Source organism: Campylobacter sp. RM5063 (genome assembly GCF_024723655.1).
Lineage (GTDB): Bacteria > Campylobacterota > Campylobacteria > Campylobacterales > Campylobacteraceae > Campylobacter_D > Campylobacter_D lari_D.
The window spans coordinates 77,415-93,827 of the sequence record NZ_JANQDA010000005.1 but is presented as its reverse complement, the minus strand read 5'-3'; the positions used below and the strand labels follow the sequence as shown (position 1 = coordinate 93,827).

The window sequence follows — 16,413 nt, the reverse complement described above, 5'->3', positions numbered from 1 at the left end:
CCCAGTCTATAAATGATATGGGTGAAGCTATAAAGGAAGAAGCTAATGATATTAGCCAAATTAATGAGTCAGTGGCTACTATAGAAAAACTTACACAACAAAATTCTCAAACAGCAATACATACAAATGCTATTGCAAATGAAGTAGATTCTTTAGCACAAGATATATTAAGTGAAACAAAAAAAAGGAAATTTTAAAAGATGCCTTTTTGGCATCTAGATTTAAGAAAAAGAAGGTTTAATTTGTTCTAACCAAGCATCAATTCTACTTTCGGTTAAATCCTCATGGTTATCATTATCTAATGCAAGCCCTACAAATTTATCTCCTTCTACCGCATCACTTGATTCAAAAGTATAACCACCTGTAGAAACTGAACCTACTAAATTTGCACCTGCTGCTTTTAAAGCCTGAGCAAGTTTTCCCATAGCACTACAATATGTATCTGAGTAGCTTTCACTATCTCCCATACCAAAAACTGCAACGGTTTTTCCACTAAGATTTAAAACTGAAAAATCAAAACTATCCCAATCATCTTGAAAATCTCCACTTCCCCAAGTAGAAGTTCCGCAGATTAATTTATCATAAGAATTGATTTTTTCTGCATTAATATCTGCAATATTTAACACATCTGAAATTCCTAATTTTTGAGCGATCATATTTGCCGCACCTTCGGTATTTCCCATAGAGCTACCATAAATTACTGCTACTGACATTTAACATCTCCTTAAAATTTGATTATTAATAGTATAGGGAACTAATTTTAGCAAAGTTTTGTTATTTTCACATAAATTATGTCTTATTTCTTTATGTTGAGTAAAATTTTTATTTCTTGGATACACAATATAAAATATTTCAAAAACATTTTTTTTGATAATTTGCAAAGCTAAATTTATATCCTTTTTATTATCTTCAAAAAAAGAAGGCATAATAGCCATTTTATCATTGATAATAATGATATTTTCTTGAATATCTACCCTAGCCTTTACATTGCTTTTACAAATTTTATCATACACAAAAGACTCAAAAGCCACCTGTGGATCTAAGATAAAATTTGATGACATAAAAACATTTTGTATTAATCTAGCTAAAGCATATTTTGGCATCTTTGCTTCAAGCTGTAATTTATTTAAATTTCCTTCTTTATATGCTTTGATGATTTTATGAGAATATGGACAAAATTGTTTTATTTTACTAAATTTCAAAACCCTTTCTGTGATCATATTTTGGATTTTTAACTCAAAAATATTTCTTAAACTAGTAGCTTTTTTTGCATAAATATAAGGTATTTTTAGATCATTTTCCACCAAAGAATTATACAAATTCAAAAAAATAAAATTAATATTTTCTTGTTCTAAATCTCTAAATATTTTAGGTACCAAATCCTCTTTGTTATTAAAACCAAACATATTATGCCTTTTTTGTACATTCATAAGTTTGTTCAAGACCAAAAACCTTGCAATATTCGCAATATACACAACTCACACTGCGTTTAGCACAAACCAAAGGTATATTGCGTTTTTTTGCCTCTGTTTTAATTTTTTTCATGGTGTTGTGATTTAAAAAACTAGTAAGCATGACTATGCATTCAGTATTTTGTGGAATGGGTTTTCTATTTACCCTATTTTCATTTCTAGCATCCCAATGCTCTATACTTTTTGCGCCTAAATTTGTCAAAACTGCCTTAATTGGAGTAATTTCATCTGCACCTATAACCAAAACTGACATTGAGCTTTCCTTTTATAAAAATGATAATTGTTATTATAATTTATAAAAGATAAATTTTAACTGATACTCAATATCAATTTTTAAAATTATGTATTATAGGTTTGATCAAAAATATCTGCGTGTAAAATCTCTTCTAAAACCACTGTAGCATATGAACCTTTTTGCAAGAAAAATTCTAAAGTAAAATGAGCTTTTTCTTCATCATAATAACTTTTACAATCTTGCAAATAAGACCACATAAAGCGTCTTGAACCTTGCATTTTATCTTTAAACTCATATGCAAAAGAAAAAATCTCATCTTCTAATTTTTTAGCTAGACCTTCATTTGTTTCATAAGCTTTAGAGCCTATTAAAAGCCCCATAGAACTAATATCTTTTTGATTAAATCTTTCTACTTCACTTGACAAATCTTCACATACAAAGCATTTACCAAAAGGATAATGCCCTAAAACTTCACCTTTTAAAATCTTAAAAAACTGCTTTTGATTTTTTAAACTTTTGATTTCATCTTTATCTAAATCATAAATTTGTTTTATTTCTTTTTCACTAAAATCATTGATAAAATGTGATAATTCCACCCTTTTACTCAAATATCTGTTAAAAAGTTCGCTTTGAAAGGCAGAAATTAAAAATTCTTGTATTTTTTTATTTTTGATTTTTTTACCTTTTAAAATTTCTAGTCCTTGTAAAAAATTATCTTGAAATTTACCAAAACGCTGATATCCAAAATAATTAGCAAAACCTTGTTCTTGGATATTTTTGAAAGCTTGTTCTATTTTTAAAGCATCTACTTTTGAAACTTTTTTTAATCTTATAAAAAATGAATTTCCTTTTAAATGCCCTATTCTAAGTTTATTATCATGATAAAAACTTTCTAAAATTTTCATCTTATCATGTTTAAAATTTTTTAAGCCCTCTTCAAATTTTTTAGGCATAGAAATATATTGAAAAGTTAAGCCTTGTTTATCTTTTAAACCACTATAACCAAAATCTCTCATTTTAACACCGCTTTGCTCACTTAAAATTCTCAAAGCTTCACTGGTGCTTAGATCTTTTTTTTGTATATGTAAAATAAGATGTTCACCTTTACCACTAAATTCATACAAAGGCTTTTCTCTTACTACAAAATCATTACTATTTTTTGAAAAATACACATTTATCGGGCTGTGTTTTAAAGTATATAAGGGCTTAAAAATGATGTTCTCTTCCATAAAATTTATACCTTCCTGTTGTTGTTTTTGCAAAAATATTTAGTTTAATTCTATGTTTTTTAGCCATATTTTGTATAAATACTTTATGTTTTTTATCAAAAGCAAATAAAATTTCATACTCTTCTGCACTATTTAAGCTAAATTTATCTAATTTTTTAAGAAATTTTATACCAAGTTGATTTATAAAGAGTATTCTCGATAGATCCTTATTTAAACCATCTGAAATATCCATACTCACTCTGACTTTTTTTGCTATATCATAAAAAAATTTCTGCCTTAAATTCGGTTTTATAAAACGATGTTTAGAATGCAATTTTCCACCGCGAAATAGTATATTTAAACCTTTTAAACTCTCACCTAATTTCCCACTAAAAGCAAGCAAATCTCCCTTTTTTAAACCTTTTCTAAAAATAGCCCTTTTATTCACTTTAGAAATAATAGTTATACTAATATTAATTTTCCTATCTGCTATAGTATCTCCGCCTATAATTTGCACCCCAAATTCTTTTGCGCTATCTAGCAAGCCTTTTTGCAAAGCTTTAACTTGTTTCATTTCTAAACATTTTGGTAAAGAAAGCCCCAAAAGAGCGTATTTTGGTGTAGCATTCATAGCAATTGCATCAGAAATATTAACGAGCATAGCTTTTGCGCCAATTTGCTCTAAACTCATCCAAGATCGTTTAAAATGCACATCCTCACAAAATAAATCTTTAGAATAACAATATCCATCGATGATTGCTCCATCATCTCCGTTGATAGAATTTGCAAAAGCATTTATAATAAATTTTTCTTTATCCATGTGAATATTTTATACAAAAAGCTTTTAATTTTATATAATAATCAAATTTTTATAAGTTTAAAATGTATATAATCAAAAATAATACCAAGGATAAAAAATGCAAATAACTTTAAGAATTTTTCGTTTTGATAAAGATAGTGATTATTTAGCTTATTATAAACCATATGTTTATGATAGTAAAAATTTTAAAAGTGTTTATGATATTTTAAGTCAGATTAAAAAAGATGATATATATTTTGATTTTGAAGAAAACCCAGAAAGTTGTATTAAAGTTAATCAAGTTACCATTAGACAAAGAAGAGATTTAAGTAATATTATTGAAAGATTTGGAAAAGAACTCATCATAGAACCACTCGATGCTAAAAGAGCTATTAAAGACTTGATCATGGATAAGAGTGATTTTTTAGAAAAACTTGAACTTTTTAAAGGACTTATTGACATACATGATATAGAGCTTTACAAGCAATATGACTTTTTATATTATACAAGCGAAGTAAGAGAATTTCTACCTGAATATTTAGGAGATAGTTTCTTTATATTTGCCTATAAAATGCTACTTAAATATCCAGAAAAAACTCCACAATTTTTAAAATTGATAGCAGATGAAGAAAAAGGAATTTATTATCATACTAAATTCAAAAATTTTATTTCATCTAATGAGCTTGACTATGAATCTTACATCAAAGAATTAAAAGTTATGCTTGTAAAATCAGGTCTTGCAAGAAGTATTTTTTAAGGAATTAAAATGTATAAAATTTACACCAATAGCAATAATGATTTATTTTGTTATTTTGATATTATCAAAAATGTCTTAGATACAGTCGGTGTTGAAAGCACATTATGTGAAAAACCTTTGGGTAAAAATTATTTTATTATTGACTATGATCCTAAAGATATTTTAGATGAATATTCTAGAATGATGGATGAGAATAATATCTTAGCTTGCGAATATAGCTCTTATGAAATTATGAGTAAAATCGATAAGATTAAATACGCTCCAGAGTTTTTTTTAAAATACTTAAAAACAGAACACATTAAATATTTTTTTGATAAATTTAACATAGGTGTATATCAAGGATTTTCCCATGCTAATTGCTCTTTAGAACTTGCTAAGATTCTTAAAGCAAATATAATTGATTTTGAAAGAAAATATAAGAGTTGTGGCTATGGGTTCTTAAGTTTAAATGCGCAATTAGCTTATAAAAGTGCAGCAGCAATCATTTTAGATGCTTATGATAGTGGTTGTGATTTTTTAGTTGTAGAAGATTTTTATTCTTTTTATATGTTTGATAAGTGTTCTAAAGAATTACAAGCAATTTCAAATAGAAATTTTGAAGATTTTTATATTTTAAGTTTCGCAGAGCTTGCAAATTTAGCTCTAGGTATAGTACCATACACTTTAAAAAAACACAAATTAAAAGTGAGTTTAGTCAATGAAAATCGCTCTTGAATGCAAGGATTTAATTTTAGAAAAAACTTTAGAAATTGCTTTAAAAGATTTTTTAGTTTTAAAAAAAGATTGTGATTTTTTAGTCTGTGATGAAAAAATCAACACACAAAAGCCACAATTTATCATCAACAAAAAATCAAATTTCTTAACTCACCCTTTTAACATAGAAGAGTTGCTATGTGCTTTAAATGATTTCAATGCAAGCTTGCAAAATATTGCCTATAAAATAGCAATGCGTGAGAAAAAAATTATGAATCAAAAATGTGAAGCCATTTTAGAACAACTACGCCAAGAAAGTCATGAAAAAATCGATGCAATATTTGATCTTTATAAAACAGAGTTAAAAAATCTTATCAAAGAAGAAAGTAATAATGCATAAAACACAAGAATATCAAAGCGTAAGAGATTTTTTAAAAAATTACAAAGAGGATAAAAAAACAAGCTCAAAAAAACAAGCTCAAAAAATTTACACCACCATAGAAAGTGGAATTTATAAGGGTAAAAAAATTTTACTTCCTAGCCTAGATACCACAAGAAGCACTAAAAGCATAGTAAAATCATGTGTTTTTAATGTTTTGCGTTTTTCTTTGCAAGATAAGGTTTTTATAGAGGCCTTTGGAGGAAGTGCTTTAATGGCATTAGAAGCAAGAAGCAATGGTTGTTTAAAAAGTTATGCCATAGAAAAAGATAAAAAGGCTTATGAAATAGCTTTAAAAAACGCTTCTGGTGTTGATCAAAATACTCTTTGTTTTAATGATGATACTTTTAAAAAAACTCCTCAAATTATTCAAAATTCCAAAGAAGATATTATTTTATATCTTGATCCTCCATTTGATATTAGAGAAGGTTTTTTTGATATTTATGAAAAAACTTTAAAATTGATAGAAAATATACAAAATTCAAATGTAAAAATCATTATCATTGAACACCACAGCACTTTTAAAACTCCAACTAAAATACAAGATTATGAGAAAACTAAAGAAAAAAAATTTGGCTCAACTACTCTAAGTTTTTACTCCTTTATATAAATTTGGAACTTTTTTTGCTTTAATTTTATGAAAATAGCATAGATTAAAGGAAGAATCGATGAGAATATTATTATTTTGCTTGGTATTAAATCTAAGCGTTTTTGCAGCTACTATTAAAGAACTTACCAATGTAGTGGGTGTTAGAGATAACCAACTTATAGGATATGGTTTGGTTGTTGGTTTAAATGGAAGTGGAGATGGTACAAGTAGCGAATTTACTCTACAATCTATTTCAAATATGCTTCAAGGTATGAATGTAAAAGTTAGCCCAGGCGATATAAAATCAAAAAATACAGCAGCAGTAATGGTAACAGCAAAACTTCCTGCTTTTGCAAGAAGCGGAGATAAACTTGATGTAAGTGTAGCTTCTTTAGGTGATGCAAAATCTTTACAAGGTGGAACCTTACTTATGACAGCTCTAAAAGGAGTTGATGGAGAGATTTATGCAGTAGCTCAAGGTTCATTAGCTATAGGTGGACTTAGCCCAAGACCGGGTGCAGCAGGAACACACTCAACCTCAGCAAATGTTATTAATGGCGCTGTAGTAGAAAGAGAAATTCCACAAAACTTTAGTCAAAGCGAAGATTTGATTTTAAGCTTAAAAGAAGCAGATTTTAAAACAGCTAATAATATAGAAAGAGTTTTAAATACTATTTTTGACGCAGATATAGCAAAAGCTTTAGATTCTAGAACTATAAAATTAACAAAACCTGAAGAATTTTCTCATGTTGAATTTATGGCAAGAGTATTAGAACAAGATATAGCTTATACCCCAGAAAGCAAAGTAATCATTGATGAAAGAACAGGAACTATCGTTGCGGGAGTAAATATAGAAGTTGAACCTATATTAATTACTCATAAAGATATTACTATAAAAATCGATCCAAACAATACCGTAGCTTTAGGACAAAATGAAATCGATATGAAAGATGGTGGTATTTTAGACCCTGTATCTAATACTTTAAAAATCACAAACAATAAAACAACAGTAGCAAACATAGCTAGAATGTTAAATAAACTTGGAGCAGCACCAAATGATATCATAGCTATTATGCAAAATCTAAAAAGAGCTGGTGCAATCAGCGCTGAATTAGAGGTGATATGATGAGAGTTGATAATTATTTAGCGAGCAAAAATTACAGCAGTGAGCTTTATGAAAACATTACCAAGCATAATAATAGCTATAAGGCTGCTAAAAACTATGCAGATAGTGCTTTTAAAAATGATTTAACTCATATACAAGCATTAAATGATGAAGATAAAGCTTTAAAAGAACAAACCGATGCTTTTGAAGCTTTCTTAATCAAAAGTGTTTTGGATATTTCTTTAAAACAAGAAAGTTCTTTATTTGGAAAAGATGCAAGTGATGAAATTTATTCATCTATGTATAATGATACTATGAGTAAAGCATTAAGTGGTGGTTTAGGTTTTTCAAAATTATTATTTGATTATTTAAAAGAAAGGCGTTAAGTTATTTTTTTAAGTGTCGATATGGTTCTTAGAGTTTTTCAATAGAACTGGAGGCTTAAAATGATAAACCCTATACATCAAAGCTATGTGGCTCAAGTTGCTACTAGCGATATAAATAAAACAGAAAACAAAGAAAATAACAAGGCAAAAGAAACTCAAAAGGTAGAAGAAAATAAGGCATCTTTTATTGCTTCACAAATAAAGAATGGCGAGTATAAAATAGACTTGCAAGCCACTTCAAAAGCAATAGTAGATTCTTTATTATAATTTTTATCCTTTTTTGGGTTAGTGCCTAAGAAAGGATAAAAAATGGTTAAACAACACTTAGACAAAACAAATTCTATTTTAGAAAAACTCATCAATCTTACTTTAGAAGATATAGCTCAAATTCAAGCTGCTAATCACCAACATGTTAGCAAAAGCGTAGAAGAAAAAACTAAACTTGTAAATGATTTTCAAATTGCTAAAAAAAATCTTGATAAGGCTTTAGTAGAACTTAGCAATCAAGGAAACAATAAGGGTTTAGACGAACTTTTAGATGATGAAGATAAAGAAAAACTTGCTCTTTTAAAGCAAAATTTAAACACCTTACATCAAAAAAATAAAGAATATGCTAAATTGGCTCTTATTATTAAAAATTTTTACGACAATCTTTTAAATACAATGTTTGAACAAAATGGAACAAATAATGCTTATGGGGATAATAAGACAATTCCAGATTCATTATTTAAGATCAATGTTTAAAGGCTAAGTCATGGGAATTTTTGATAGTTTATATACAGGGGTTAGTGGTATAAGAGCTGCTGAACTTCAAATCAATACCACAGGTAACAATATCTCTAATGCAAATGCAGTATTTTATACTAGACAAAGAGCGGTGCAAAGTTCAGGTATGTCTCTTGATAGAGGTGGCTTACACTTAGGAACAGGTACGCAAATTGATACTATTAAAAGATTGCATGATGAGCATTCTTATTATGAGCTAAAAAACGCCACTACTCAACAAAACTATACAAATTATTTAGGACAAATTTTACAAGAAGCAAGTCAAAGATTTCCTGATATGCAAGGAACTGGTATTTTACAAGATTATAAAAATTACTATGATGCGTGGAATAACTTTGCTTCCAACCCAAGCGATGGAGCAAGTAAAATAGATCTTGTTAATAGTGCAAACACATTAGCTCAAAACATACAAAAAACATTACAAGATCTTAGCAAAATGCAACAAACCGTTAATGAGCAAATTCAACAAACCGTAGATGAGATTAATAACATTGGTCAAGAAATTGCAAATATTAATAAACAACTTGAAAATGAAGAAGTTTTACCTACCGATAATGCAAATCAACTAAGAGACAAAAGAGATGAACTTGAACTTAGACTTTCAAAGTTAGTTAATGCTGTTGCTTGGAAAGGAACAAGCTCTCAAGATAGTACTTTAGAATCTACCATGACTGATTCTGGAAGATATTATGATTTAAGCATTCAAGGTTTTAGTATAGTAAATGGCTCTAGCTTTCACCCTTTAAAATTAGATAATAACAACCCTAATGGTTTTTATCAAATTTATTATGAAGTAAATGATGAAAACCGCTATGATTTAACTAGTAAAATTTCAGGCGGACAGCTTGGAGCTCAACTTGATCTTAGAGGTAGAAACTATGATGGCAATCACGATACTTACAGCGATGGAAAATTGCAAGAGTATAAAGATATGCTCAATACCTTTACAAAAACACTCATAACCCAAACTAATAATGTTTATGCTCAAGCAGCTACAGATAGAGTCAATTCGGATGATTTAAAAGGTTTAAAATCTGATACTTCTTTAATGAGTTATGATAAAAACATCCAAGCAGGAAGCTTTGACATCACAGTTTATGATGAAAAAGGTGAGCCGGTTGCTACTAGAACTATAAAAATAGATGTTAATACCACTATAGAAGATGTTATTAAACAAATCAATGCAGATGTTGATGATAATAAAGATGGTGTTAGCGGTAATGATTTAAATGATTATTTTCAAGCCTTTTATCATTATGATGGAAAAAGTGATAGTGGAAATTTCCAAATCAATGGCTTAAAAAAAGGTTATAAAATAGCTTTTAAAGACAATGGCACAAATTTCCCAGGCGCTTTAAATGTATCTTCATTTTTTAATGGTCAAGATGCAAGTAGCATTAATGTAAATTCAAGCATTAGAAATGATCCAAATAGCTTAAAAGCTAGTTCAAACGGAGTTGATGGAAATAACGATGTAGCTAATGCTATGTTGCAACTTCAAAATCAAAAAGTAAATTTTTATAATAAAGATGGTACAGTAGACACTATGACTTTAGATGGATATTATAGAAAATTTACAGGCCAAATTGCTTCAGATGCTGAAAGCAATGGCTTTGCACATGCGACTAATATGACGGTATTTAATACAGCTTATGCAGAATACCAATCAAAAAGTGGTGTAAATACCAATGAAGAATTAGCAGCACTCATACAATATCAAGCAAGTTATGGCGCTGCAGCTAAAATCGTAACTACCGTTGATCAAATGCTTGAAACCTTACTTGGTTTAAAATCTTAATGCAAATTAAAGCTCTTTTAGATGAAGCAATTTTAAGCAAAAACACTCAAAAAGAGCTTTTCTCTCATCCTGATCCTTTACAAATTGCAAGTGTTTATAAAGATGAAAATATAGCCTTGCTTTGTGCTTTATTTGCCTATGGAAATGCTAAAAATATTGTAAATTTTTTAAATAAACTTGATTTTTCCTTACTTGAAAGAAATGATGAGATTATTAAAAAAGAATGTAAAAATCTAAAATACCGCTTTCAAAACTCTCAAGATATAGCTCAAATTTTTATCACACTCAAGCGCTTAAAAAATGAAGATAGTATAGAAAATATTTTTACCAAAACTTATCAAAAAGAACAAAATATCACACAAGCGATAAAAATTTTTATAGAAACAATTTACAAGCTTAATCCTTATAAAAGTTATGGTTATGAATTTTTCTTTTCAAAAGAATTTAACATTCCAAAAGGTCCTTTAAAAAGATATAATATGTATCTTAGGTGGATGGTAAGAAAAGATGAATTAGATTTAGGTTTGTTTAAAAATATCGATAAAAAAGACTTACTCATACCCTTAGATACTCATACTCATAAAGTTTCATTAAAACTTAAGCTTTTAAAGCGTAAGATTTATGATTTTAAAAGTGTTTTAGAACTTACGCAAAGTCTTAAAAAATTCGATCCTGCTGATCCTATAAAATATGATTTTGCTCTATATAGAATCGGACAAAACAAGGAAAGCTTATGGAGCTTGAATTAACTTATTATGTGATTTTATTCTTTGTTGCTGCTTTTGCAGGTTGTGTTGATGCGATTGTAGGTGGTGGTGGGCTTATTACCATACCTGCTTTATTTGCTTGTGGTATTCCTCCTCATTTAGCCCTAGCTACTAATAAACTTCAAAGTACCTTTGGATCACTCACTGCGGTTTTAGCTTATAGAAAATCTATGCATATAGAAAAGATAGCTTTGGGAATTTTATTTACTGCTATTGGAGCTGCCATTGGAACTTATGCAGTCTTACTAATAGATCAAAATGCTGTTAAAATCATTGTATTAATTTGCCTTGTTTTAATCTTTTTTTACACTATTTTCAAGCCTGATTTAGGCCATGTACATAATAAAGCTAAAATGCGCACTACAAGCTTTCAAATTATCTTTGGCTTGCTACTTGGTTTTTATGATGGTTTTTTAGGACCTGGTACTGGATCTTTTTGGATTTTTGCTTGCGTGATATTTCTTGGTTTTAGCATGAAAAATGCAAGCATTAATACTAAAATCTTAAATTTTACTAGCAATGTAGTAGCTTTAGGGGTATTTTTATACTCTTATGAGGTGCTTTGGAAAGTTGGTATTTTAATGGGTATAGGCCAAATTTTAGGTGCTTTTATAGGATCAAAACTAGTCTTAAAAACACAAGGAACTTTTATCAAAAAACTCTTTTTGATTATGGTTGCTTTAACTATAGCTAAGGTTGCTTATGATTATCTTGCTTAAATTTCTTGACTAATTTGCCACATAGGTAAAAATACACCCAAGGCTAAAACTAAAATCAAACTCGCCATAAAAATTGTCATCAAAGGCTCCAAAACACTCAAAAGCTTTTGAGTATAATTTTCTTTTTTATACTCATAAAACAAAGCAAGCTCATAAGTACTTTCATCTAATTTAGAACTTTTTAAAGCTAAATTTAACATTCTTATCACAAAAGGCTCAAAAAGCTTTGTGTTAGAAAAAGCTTGAGCTAAATCAAGTCCTGATTCAAATGAAGTCTTTATAATAAACATTTTGTTTTTAAAGAATTGATTTTCTATACCTTCACAAGCAAGTTCAAAAGCTCTTTTTATATCCACCCCTGCTTTTAATAAATATGAAAAAATTAAGAAAAAACAAAATTTATCTTGATAAAATATTATTTTTCCAAAAATGGGAGAATAAAAAAGAATTCTATGAAAAAACAAAGACTTCCTAAAAGAATAAGTAAGTATTATAAAAAATCCTATATTTAATAAAATAATCATATAAAAATGACTAAAAAAATCAGCTATAATAAAAAGAATTTGAGTGATTTTTGGCAAATCCAATTCAAGTTGTAAAAATAAAGTTTTAAATTCAGGCAAAACTAAAGTTATAAGAATAAAAAAAGCAAAAATAATACACATAAAAACGAAAAGTGGATAAGCTATAGCCTTTTTTAACTGCTTAAAACTATGAAGATTTTTTTCTTTTAAACTAATAATAATATCAAGAGCCTTATGTAAATCTTCTCTGCCATCACAAATTTTTAAAATAGCACATTCTCTAGAATTTAAAATATCTTTAAAGGCTTCATTATAAGAACTTCCATTATTGAGTTTATTATAAATTGTATTAAAAATTTTAATATTTTGTTTTTCATAGCTTGATTTTAAAAATTCTAAAATTGCTTCCTGTAAGCTTAATCCTGCCTTTAAGATCATATTTAAATCCTTAAGAATGAAAATAAGCTCTTCTTCTTTGATTTTATGTTTTATCGGTTTGAAATATTCTTCAACACTAATAATATTTACAAATGACTTTAACGCAAAATTTCTAGCTTCATATAAATTTCTAGCCCTTATTATATATTGTTTTTGCTCTTTATTTAATACATAAAAAATAACAAATTTTTTCAAAAACTAATCTTTCTTAACTCATCTATACTTGTTAAGCCAAGTTTCGCCTTTTCTAAAGCATCCATACCTAAAGTCAAAAAACCTTTTTTTAAAGCGTATGCTGAAATATTTTCATAATTTTCATTATTTTCTATCATATTTTTTAAATTATGATCTAAAAATAAAAATTCAGCTACCATCAAACGCCCTTTATATCCACTATACATACACTCAACACAACCTTTTGCTTTGTAAAATTTTCCTTCAAAAACTTGATTTTGAAAGTAAAATTTTTCCTTGTTAGGTTCTTTACATTCACATAGTTTTCTTACTAATCGTTGAGCTATAATTAAATTAAGAGAATGAGCTATTAAGTATTCTCTTGCACCCATATGCTTCATTCTAAAAATAGCTTCTATAGCGCCATTAGTGTGTAGGGTACTTAAAACTAAATGTCCGCTTAAAGAAGCTTTTAAAACTATATCCAAACTATCCTCATCTCTAATTTCACCTATCATAATCACATCAGGATCGTGTCTTAAAACTGCTCTTAAAGCTTTGTGAAAATCAAATCCGGCTTTAGAATTTAAAAGAATTTGTTGAGCATATTTAAGTTTATATTCTATAGGATCTTCTAGAGTGATGATTTTTTTACTTTGTTCAATTTCATTTAAAATAGCATGCATAAAAGTACTTTTACCACTCCCTGTTGGCCCACAAAACAAAATCAGACCATAAGGTGCATTCGTGTGTATTTTCAGCTGAATTAAATTTTCTTCTTTGATAAAAAGTTTATCAAGTTTTAAAACATATCCATCTTGTTTTAAAATTCTAAACACTATGCTTTGTCCAAATAATAAAGGCATAATTGAAACTCTAAAATCATATTTTTGCTCTAAAATGATTTTAGAAAAACTCCCATCTTGAGCTTGTCTTTGTTCAGCTACATTAAGCAAAGCAATAATTTTTACATGCATCAATAAGGCTTGGTATGATTTTGCATCAAAACTATGTATATATTTTAACTCTCCATCTATTCTAAATCTTATATATACTTCATTTTCTAAAGGCTCTAAATGGATATCACTTGCTCTTAAAAAACAAGCATAAGTTAAAATTAAATTCAAAAACTGCTCTAATAAAAATTCATCTTTATTTTCATCACTTTTCAAACTAAGCTCTAATCTATTAAGATGATTTTGAAATTTAATTAAAAATTTAACCCTTTCTAGCAAAAATTCAAATTGTGTAAAAACACAAAGAAAAATCTTGATAGTTTTAAAACGATATAAATTTTGTATTTTTTCCAAAACATTCTCTTCCAATGGTTTAAAGGAAGCTATATGGATTTTTTCATCATCTTCATAAAAACAAAAAATATCATGTTGTTCTATTAAAGAAAAAGGCAAGATGTGAAGATATTTTTCAAAATCAAAAGTTTGATTTAAATTTAAAAATTCCATTTTATATTGAGAAGCAATTTCTTTTAAAGAATACTCACTTAAGTTTTTTAATTTTTGATGTGTATCACTCAAAATAAATCTCCAAAAGCTTTTCGTATTCTTTTTTAGCTATTAAAGCATCTTCATATCTTCCGAGTTTTATTTTAGCATTAATAAAAACAAGCCAAGCTTCTTTTTGCAATAAATCAAAATCATTGGCTTCCATAGCCCAAAAAACTGCTTGTTTGTATTCTTTATTTTGATAAAAATATTTTGCTAAATTTAAAGCATTTTCATAGTTTGGTTGATTAATGAATTTTTCATAAAATATGTTTTGATCAAAACTATTGTTTTGAATTTCTATAGCATTTAAAAAAGAAAAACATATTAAGATTTTAAAACATATCATCTTCATACTGAAAACCTAGGTCTTTTAAACTTAAAATTTTATTATTAGTTTTTACTAAACTTGGTTTGATAATAAAAACTATTTCGCTAATATCTTCATAATTTTGTTTTCCTTGAAATAAAGCTCCAAAAAGTGGAATTTTAGATAAAATGCTTATTTCATTATGATTATTAATGGTATTTTTACTAATCAATCCGCCTAAAATTAAAGTTTGCCCATCATCAACTTCAACTACAGTAGAAAGCTTTTTTTGTATAGTATCTGGCGCTATATTTCTTGGTTTGCTTTGTCTATGATTATCAAAACTATATTTAAAATCACTCAAGCTTGGATTAATCCTAAGCATAATTTTATGATCATCTGAAATCTCAGGCAATATATTAAGTAAAATTCCTACAAAAATAGAATAATTATTATATATTTCACTAACTATTGTACCATTTTCTGTTCCTTTAGAACTTTCTTTTACTTGATAATTTATTGTATCGCCTATAGAAATAATAGCTTGCTGATTGTTTAAAGCCATAAGTTTTGGGTTAGAAAGTATAGTTGTTTTACCATTTTCTTGTAATAAATTTAAAATAGCTTTGGTTTCAATATTTGCTTTTAAGTTAATATTTCTAACACCATCTTTATTAATTATAAAATCATTATCATCACCATTAAGTTTAAAAGCAAGTTCTTGCCAATTAATTCCACTTGAATGATTTTTGTTTAAATGCACAGCAACAATACTTACATCAATTAAAACTTGTTTTTTAAGTCTTTTATTTAAGTCATCTAAATATTTTCCAACTCTTGCAAGTTCATATGGAGTTGCATTTAAAGTAATAATTCCTGCATTAGTATTGACAATAGGTTTAGTTGTATTTTCATCCAACAAAGCTTGAATTTCTTCTGAAATTTTCTCCCAAAAATCAAATTTATCAGTACTAATAACTAAATTATCTACTTCTTTATAATTATCATAATCTCCTTGTTTTGGTCTAGAATCCACTGAGGCTTTAGTAATACTTTGTCCTTCTCTAATAGAACTTATATAATGCACTTTAAAAGTTTTAACTTGTTTTCCATAAATTTTTAAAGCATTTTTATCGTATTCATAAGCAAGATTGTTTTCCACCAATAAAAGCTTAAAAATCTCTCTTAAAGACATTTTCTTTATATGTAAATAATTTTGAGCATGCATTAATTTTTCTTGAGCAAAAATATCTTTGATAATAATACTAAAATCACACTCTCTTCCGAGTTCATTTAAAATTTCAAGCAAAGAAGTTTTATTTTCTACTCTTATATTAAAAAAATGCTGATTACACTGCATGGCAAATACATTTGTAAAAAACAAAAAATTAATACATAAAAATACTATTTTTTTCATACAAATTTAAAACCATTATTTTTTCTTCCTTTTTTAATACAACTTGAGAATTTCTAATTTCAACTATTTTAAAACCATCAATATAATCATTTAAAGCATACCACTTATCATTAATCTTAATCTTATTTGAAACAATAGCTTGCAAAGAAAAATTAGATTTTATATTTGTAGTCTTTTTAAAAAAAGGATCTTGAATTGAAATTAAATTATCAACATAACAATTTTGATTTAAAAATGGATAATTAACACCAAAAGCATTAATTATCCATAAAACAAGAATAAAAATTCGAAACAA

Annotated in this window: 21 protein-coding genes and 1 pseudogene; 12 read left to right on the top strand and 10 right to left on the bottom strand. The window is 27.4% G+C overall.

Annotated features, from left to right (window positions below; translation table 11 throughout):
* A pseudogene (locus tag CAMP5063_RS03125) lies at positions 1–197 on the top strand (methyl-accepting chemotaxis protein); the annotation flags it as partial.
* A 24-nt stretch (positions 198–221) separates the two neighbouring features.
* Here CAMP5063_RS03125 and fldA read toward each other — a convergent pair.
* The 5 genes from fldA to CAMP5063_RS03100 all read right to left on the bottom strand — a co-directional run bounded on the left by fldA (position 222) and on the right by CAMP5063_RS03100 (position 3,735).
* Positions 222–713 (bottom strand): flavodoxin FldA, encoded by a 492-nt coding sequence (gene fldA, locus CAMP5063_RS03120; RefSeq protein WP_263737594.1) that lies wholly within the window; start codon positions 711–713, stop codon positions 222–224.
* Positions 714–1,406, bottom strand: a complete 693-nt coding sequence (locus CAMP5063_RS03115) for a hypothetical protein (RefSeq protein ID WP_133319366.1) — start codon at positions 1,404–1,406, stop codon at positions 714–716.
* A gap of 1 nt (position 1,407) precedes the next feature.
* Positions 1,408–1,725, bottom strand: coding sequence for a DUF2325 domain-containing protein (locus tag CAMP5063_RS03110; protein ID WP_133319367.1), 318 nt, complete (start codon positions 1,723–1,725; stop codon positions 1,408–1,410).
* Positions 1,726–1,811: 86 nt separating this feature from the next.
* Positions 1,812–2,945, bottom strand: coding sequence for a tRNA pseudouridine(13) synthase TruD (truD, locus tag CAMP5063_RS03105; protein WP_263661159.1), 1,134 nt, complete (start codon positions 2,943–2,945; stop codon positions 1,812–1,814).
* Positions 2,914–3,735, bottom strand: coding sequence for a thiamine-phosphate kinase (locus tag CAMP5063_RS03100; RefSeq protein ID WP_263661058.1), 822 nt, complete (start codon positions 3,733–3,735; stop codon positions 2,914–2,916). Before CAMP5063_RS03100 ends, truD begins: the two co-directional genes overlap by 32 nt.
* A gap of 97 nt (positions 3,736–3,832) precedes the next feature.
* On the opposite strand from CAMP5063_RS03100, the gene CAMP5063_RS03095 reads away from it, so the two are divergent.
* Genes CAMP5063_RS03095 through CAMP5063_RS03045 form a run of 11 tightly spaced genes read left to right on the top strand, consistent with a single transcriptional unit; the run spans position 3,833 to position 11,753 of the window.
* Positions 3,833–4,471: a DUF5644 domain-containing protein gene (locus tag CAMP5063_RS03095; RefSeq protein WP_337194801.1), complete on the top strand. Its 639-nt coding sequence runs from the start codon at positions 3,833–3,835 to the stop codon at positions 4,469–4,471.
* Positions 4,472–4,480: 9 nt separating this feature from the next.
* A complete protein-coding gene (locus CAMP5063_RS03090) occupies positions 4,481–5,185 on the top strand; it encodes an HdrB C-terminal domain-containing protein (RefSeq protein ID WP_220566453.1) in 705 nt (234 codons plus the stop codon).
* Positions 5,169–5,564: an ornithine carbamoyltransferase gene (locus CAMP5063_RS03085; protein WP_133319371.1), complete on the top strand. Its 396-nt coding sequence runs from the start codon at positions 5,169–5,171 to the stop codon at positions 5,562–5,564. Before CAMP5063_RS03090 ends, CAMP5063_RS03085 begins: the two co-directional genes overlap by 17 nt.
* Positions 5,557–6,213 carry an RsmD family RNA methyltransferase gene (locus tag CAMP5063_RS03080; protein ID WP_133319372.1) on the top strand — a complete coding sequence of 219 codons (657 nt, stop codon included), beginning with the start codon at positions 5,557–5,559 and terminating at the stop codon, positions 6,211–6,213. The genes CAMP5063_RS03085 and CAMP5063_RS03080 overlap by 8 nt, the downstream gene beginning before the upstream one ends.
* Positions 6,214–6,271: 58 nt before the next feature.
* A complete protein-coding gene (locus CAMP5063_RS03075) occupies positions 6,272–7,318 on the top strand; it encodes a flagellar basal body P-ring protein FlgI (RefSeq protein WP_133319373.1) in 1,047 nt (348 codons plus the stop codon).
* A complete protein-coding gene (locus CAMP5063_RS03070) occupies positions 7,318–7,683 on the top strand; it encodes a rod-binding protein (protein WP_263737593.1) in 366 nt (121 codons plus the stop codon). The genes CAMP5063_RS03075 and CAMP5063_RS03070 overlap by 1 nt, the downstream gene beginning before the upstream one ends.
* 60 nt (positions 7,684–7,743) lie before the next feature.
* Positions 7,744–7,950: a flagellar biosynthesis anti-sigma factor FlgM gene (locus CAMP5063_RS03065; RefSeq protein ID WP_133319374.1), complete on the top strand. Its 207-nt coding sequence runs from the start codon at positions 7,744–7,746 to the stop codon at positions 7,948–7,950.
* 42 nt (positions 7,951–7,992) lie between these two features.
* Positions 7,993–8,427, top strand: coding sequence for a flagellar export chaperone FlgN (gene flgN / locus CAMP5063_RS03060; RefSeq protein WP_133319375.1), 435 nt, complete (start codon positions 7,993–7,995; stop codon positions 8,425–8,427).
* A 10-nt stretch (positions 8,428–8,437) separates the two neighbouring features.
* Positions 8,438–10,267, top strand: coding sequence for a flagellar hook-associated protein FlgK (gene flgK / locus CAMP5063_RS03055; protein WP_337194800.1), 1,830 nt, complete (start codon positions 8,438–8,440; stop codon positions 10,265–10,267).
* Positions 10,267–11,016 (top strand): TIGR02757 family protein, encoded by a 750-nt coding sequence (locus CAMP5063_RS03050; protein ID WP_337194799.1) that lies wholly within the window; start codon positions 10,267–10,269, stop codon positions 11,014–11,016. The genes flgK and CAMP5063_RS03050 overlap by 1 nt, the downstream gene beginning before the upstream one ends.
* Entirely contained in the window at positions 11,001–11,753 is a 753-nt protein-coding gene (locus CAMP5063_RS03045; protein ID WP_263664623.1) for a TSUP family transporter, read from the top strand. Before CAMP5063_RS03050 ends, CAMP5063_RS03045 begins: the two co-directional genes overlap by 16 nt.
* Here CAMP5063_RS03045 and CAMP5063_RS03040 read toward each other — a convergent pair.
* Genes CAMP5063_RS03040 through CAMP5063_RS03020 form a run of 5 tightly spaced genes read right to left on the bottom strand, consistent with a single transcriptional unit; the run spans position 11,750 to position 16,413 of the window.
* Positions 11,750–12,910: a type II secretion system F family protein gene (locus CAMP5063_RS03040; RefSeq protein WP_263660514.1), complete on the bottom strand. Its 1,161-nt coding sequence runs from the start codon at positions 12,908–12,910 to the stop codon at positions 11,750–11,752. The two genes, CAMP5063_RS03045 and CAMP5063_RS03040, sit on opposite strands and share 4 nt — an antisense overlap.
* Positions 12,907–14,424 (bottom strand): GspE/PulE family protein, encoded by a 1,518-nt coding sequence (locus CAMP5063_RS03035; protein WP_337194798.1) that lies wholly within the window; start codon positions 14,422–14,424, stop codon positions 12,907–12,909. The genes CAMP5063_RS03040 and CAMP5063_RS03035 overlap by 4 nt, the downstream gene beginning before the upstream one ends.
* Positions 14,417–14,746 (bottom strand): CDC27 family protein, encoded by a 330-nt coding sequence (locus CAMP5063_RS03030; protein ID WP_263660516.1) that lies wholly within the window; start codon positions 14,744–14,746, stop codon positions 14,417–14,419. Before CAMP5063_RS03030 ends, CAMP5063_RS03035 begins: the two co-directional genes overlap by 8 nt.
* Complete coding sequence (gene mshL, locus CAMP5063_RS03025) at positions 14,727–16,118, bottom strand: pilus (MSHA type) biogenesis protein MshL (protein ID WP_263660517.1); 1,392 nt, start codon at positions 16,116–16,118, stop codon at positions 14,727–14,729. Before mshL ends, CAMP5063_RS03030 begins: the two co-directional genes overlap by 20 nt.
* On the bottom strand, positions 16,090–16,413 hold the full coding sequence (locus CAMP5063_RS03020) for a hypothetical protein (protein WP_263659499.1): 324 nt from the start codon (positions 16,411–16,413) through the stop codon (positions 16,090–16,092). Before CAMP5063_RS03020 ends, mshL begins: the two co-directional genes overlap by 29 nt.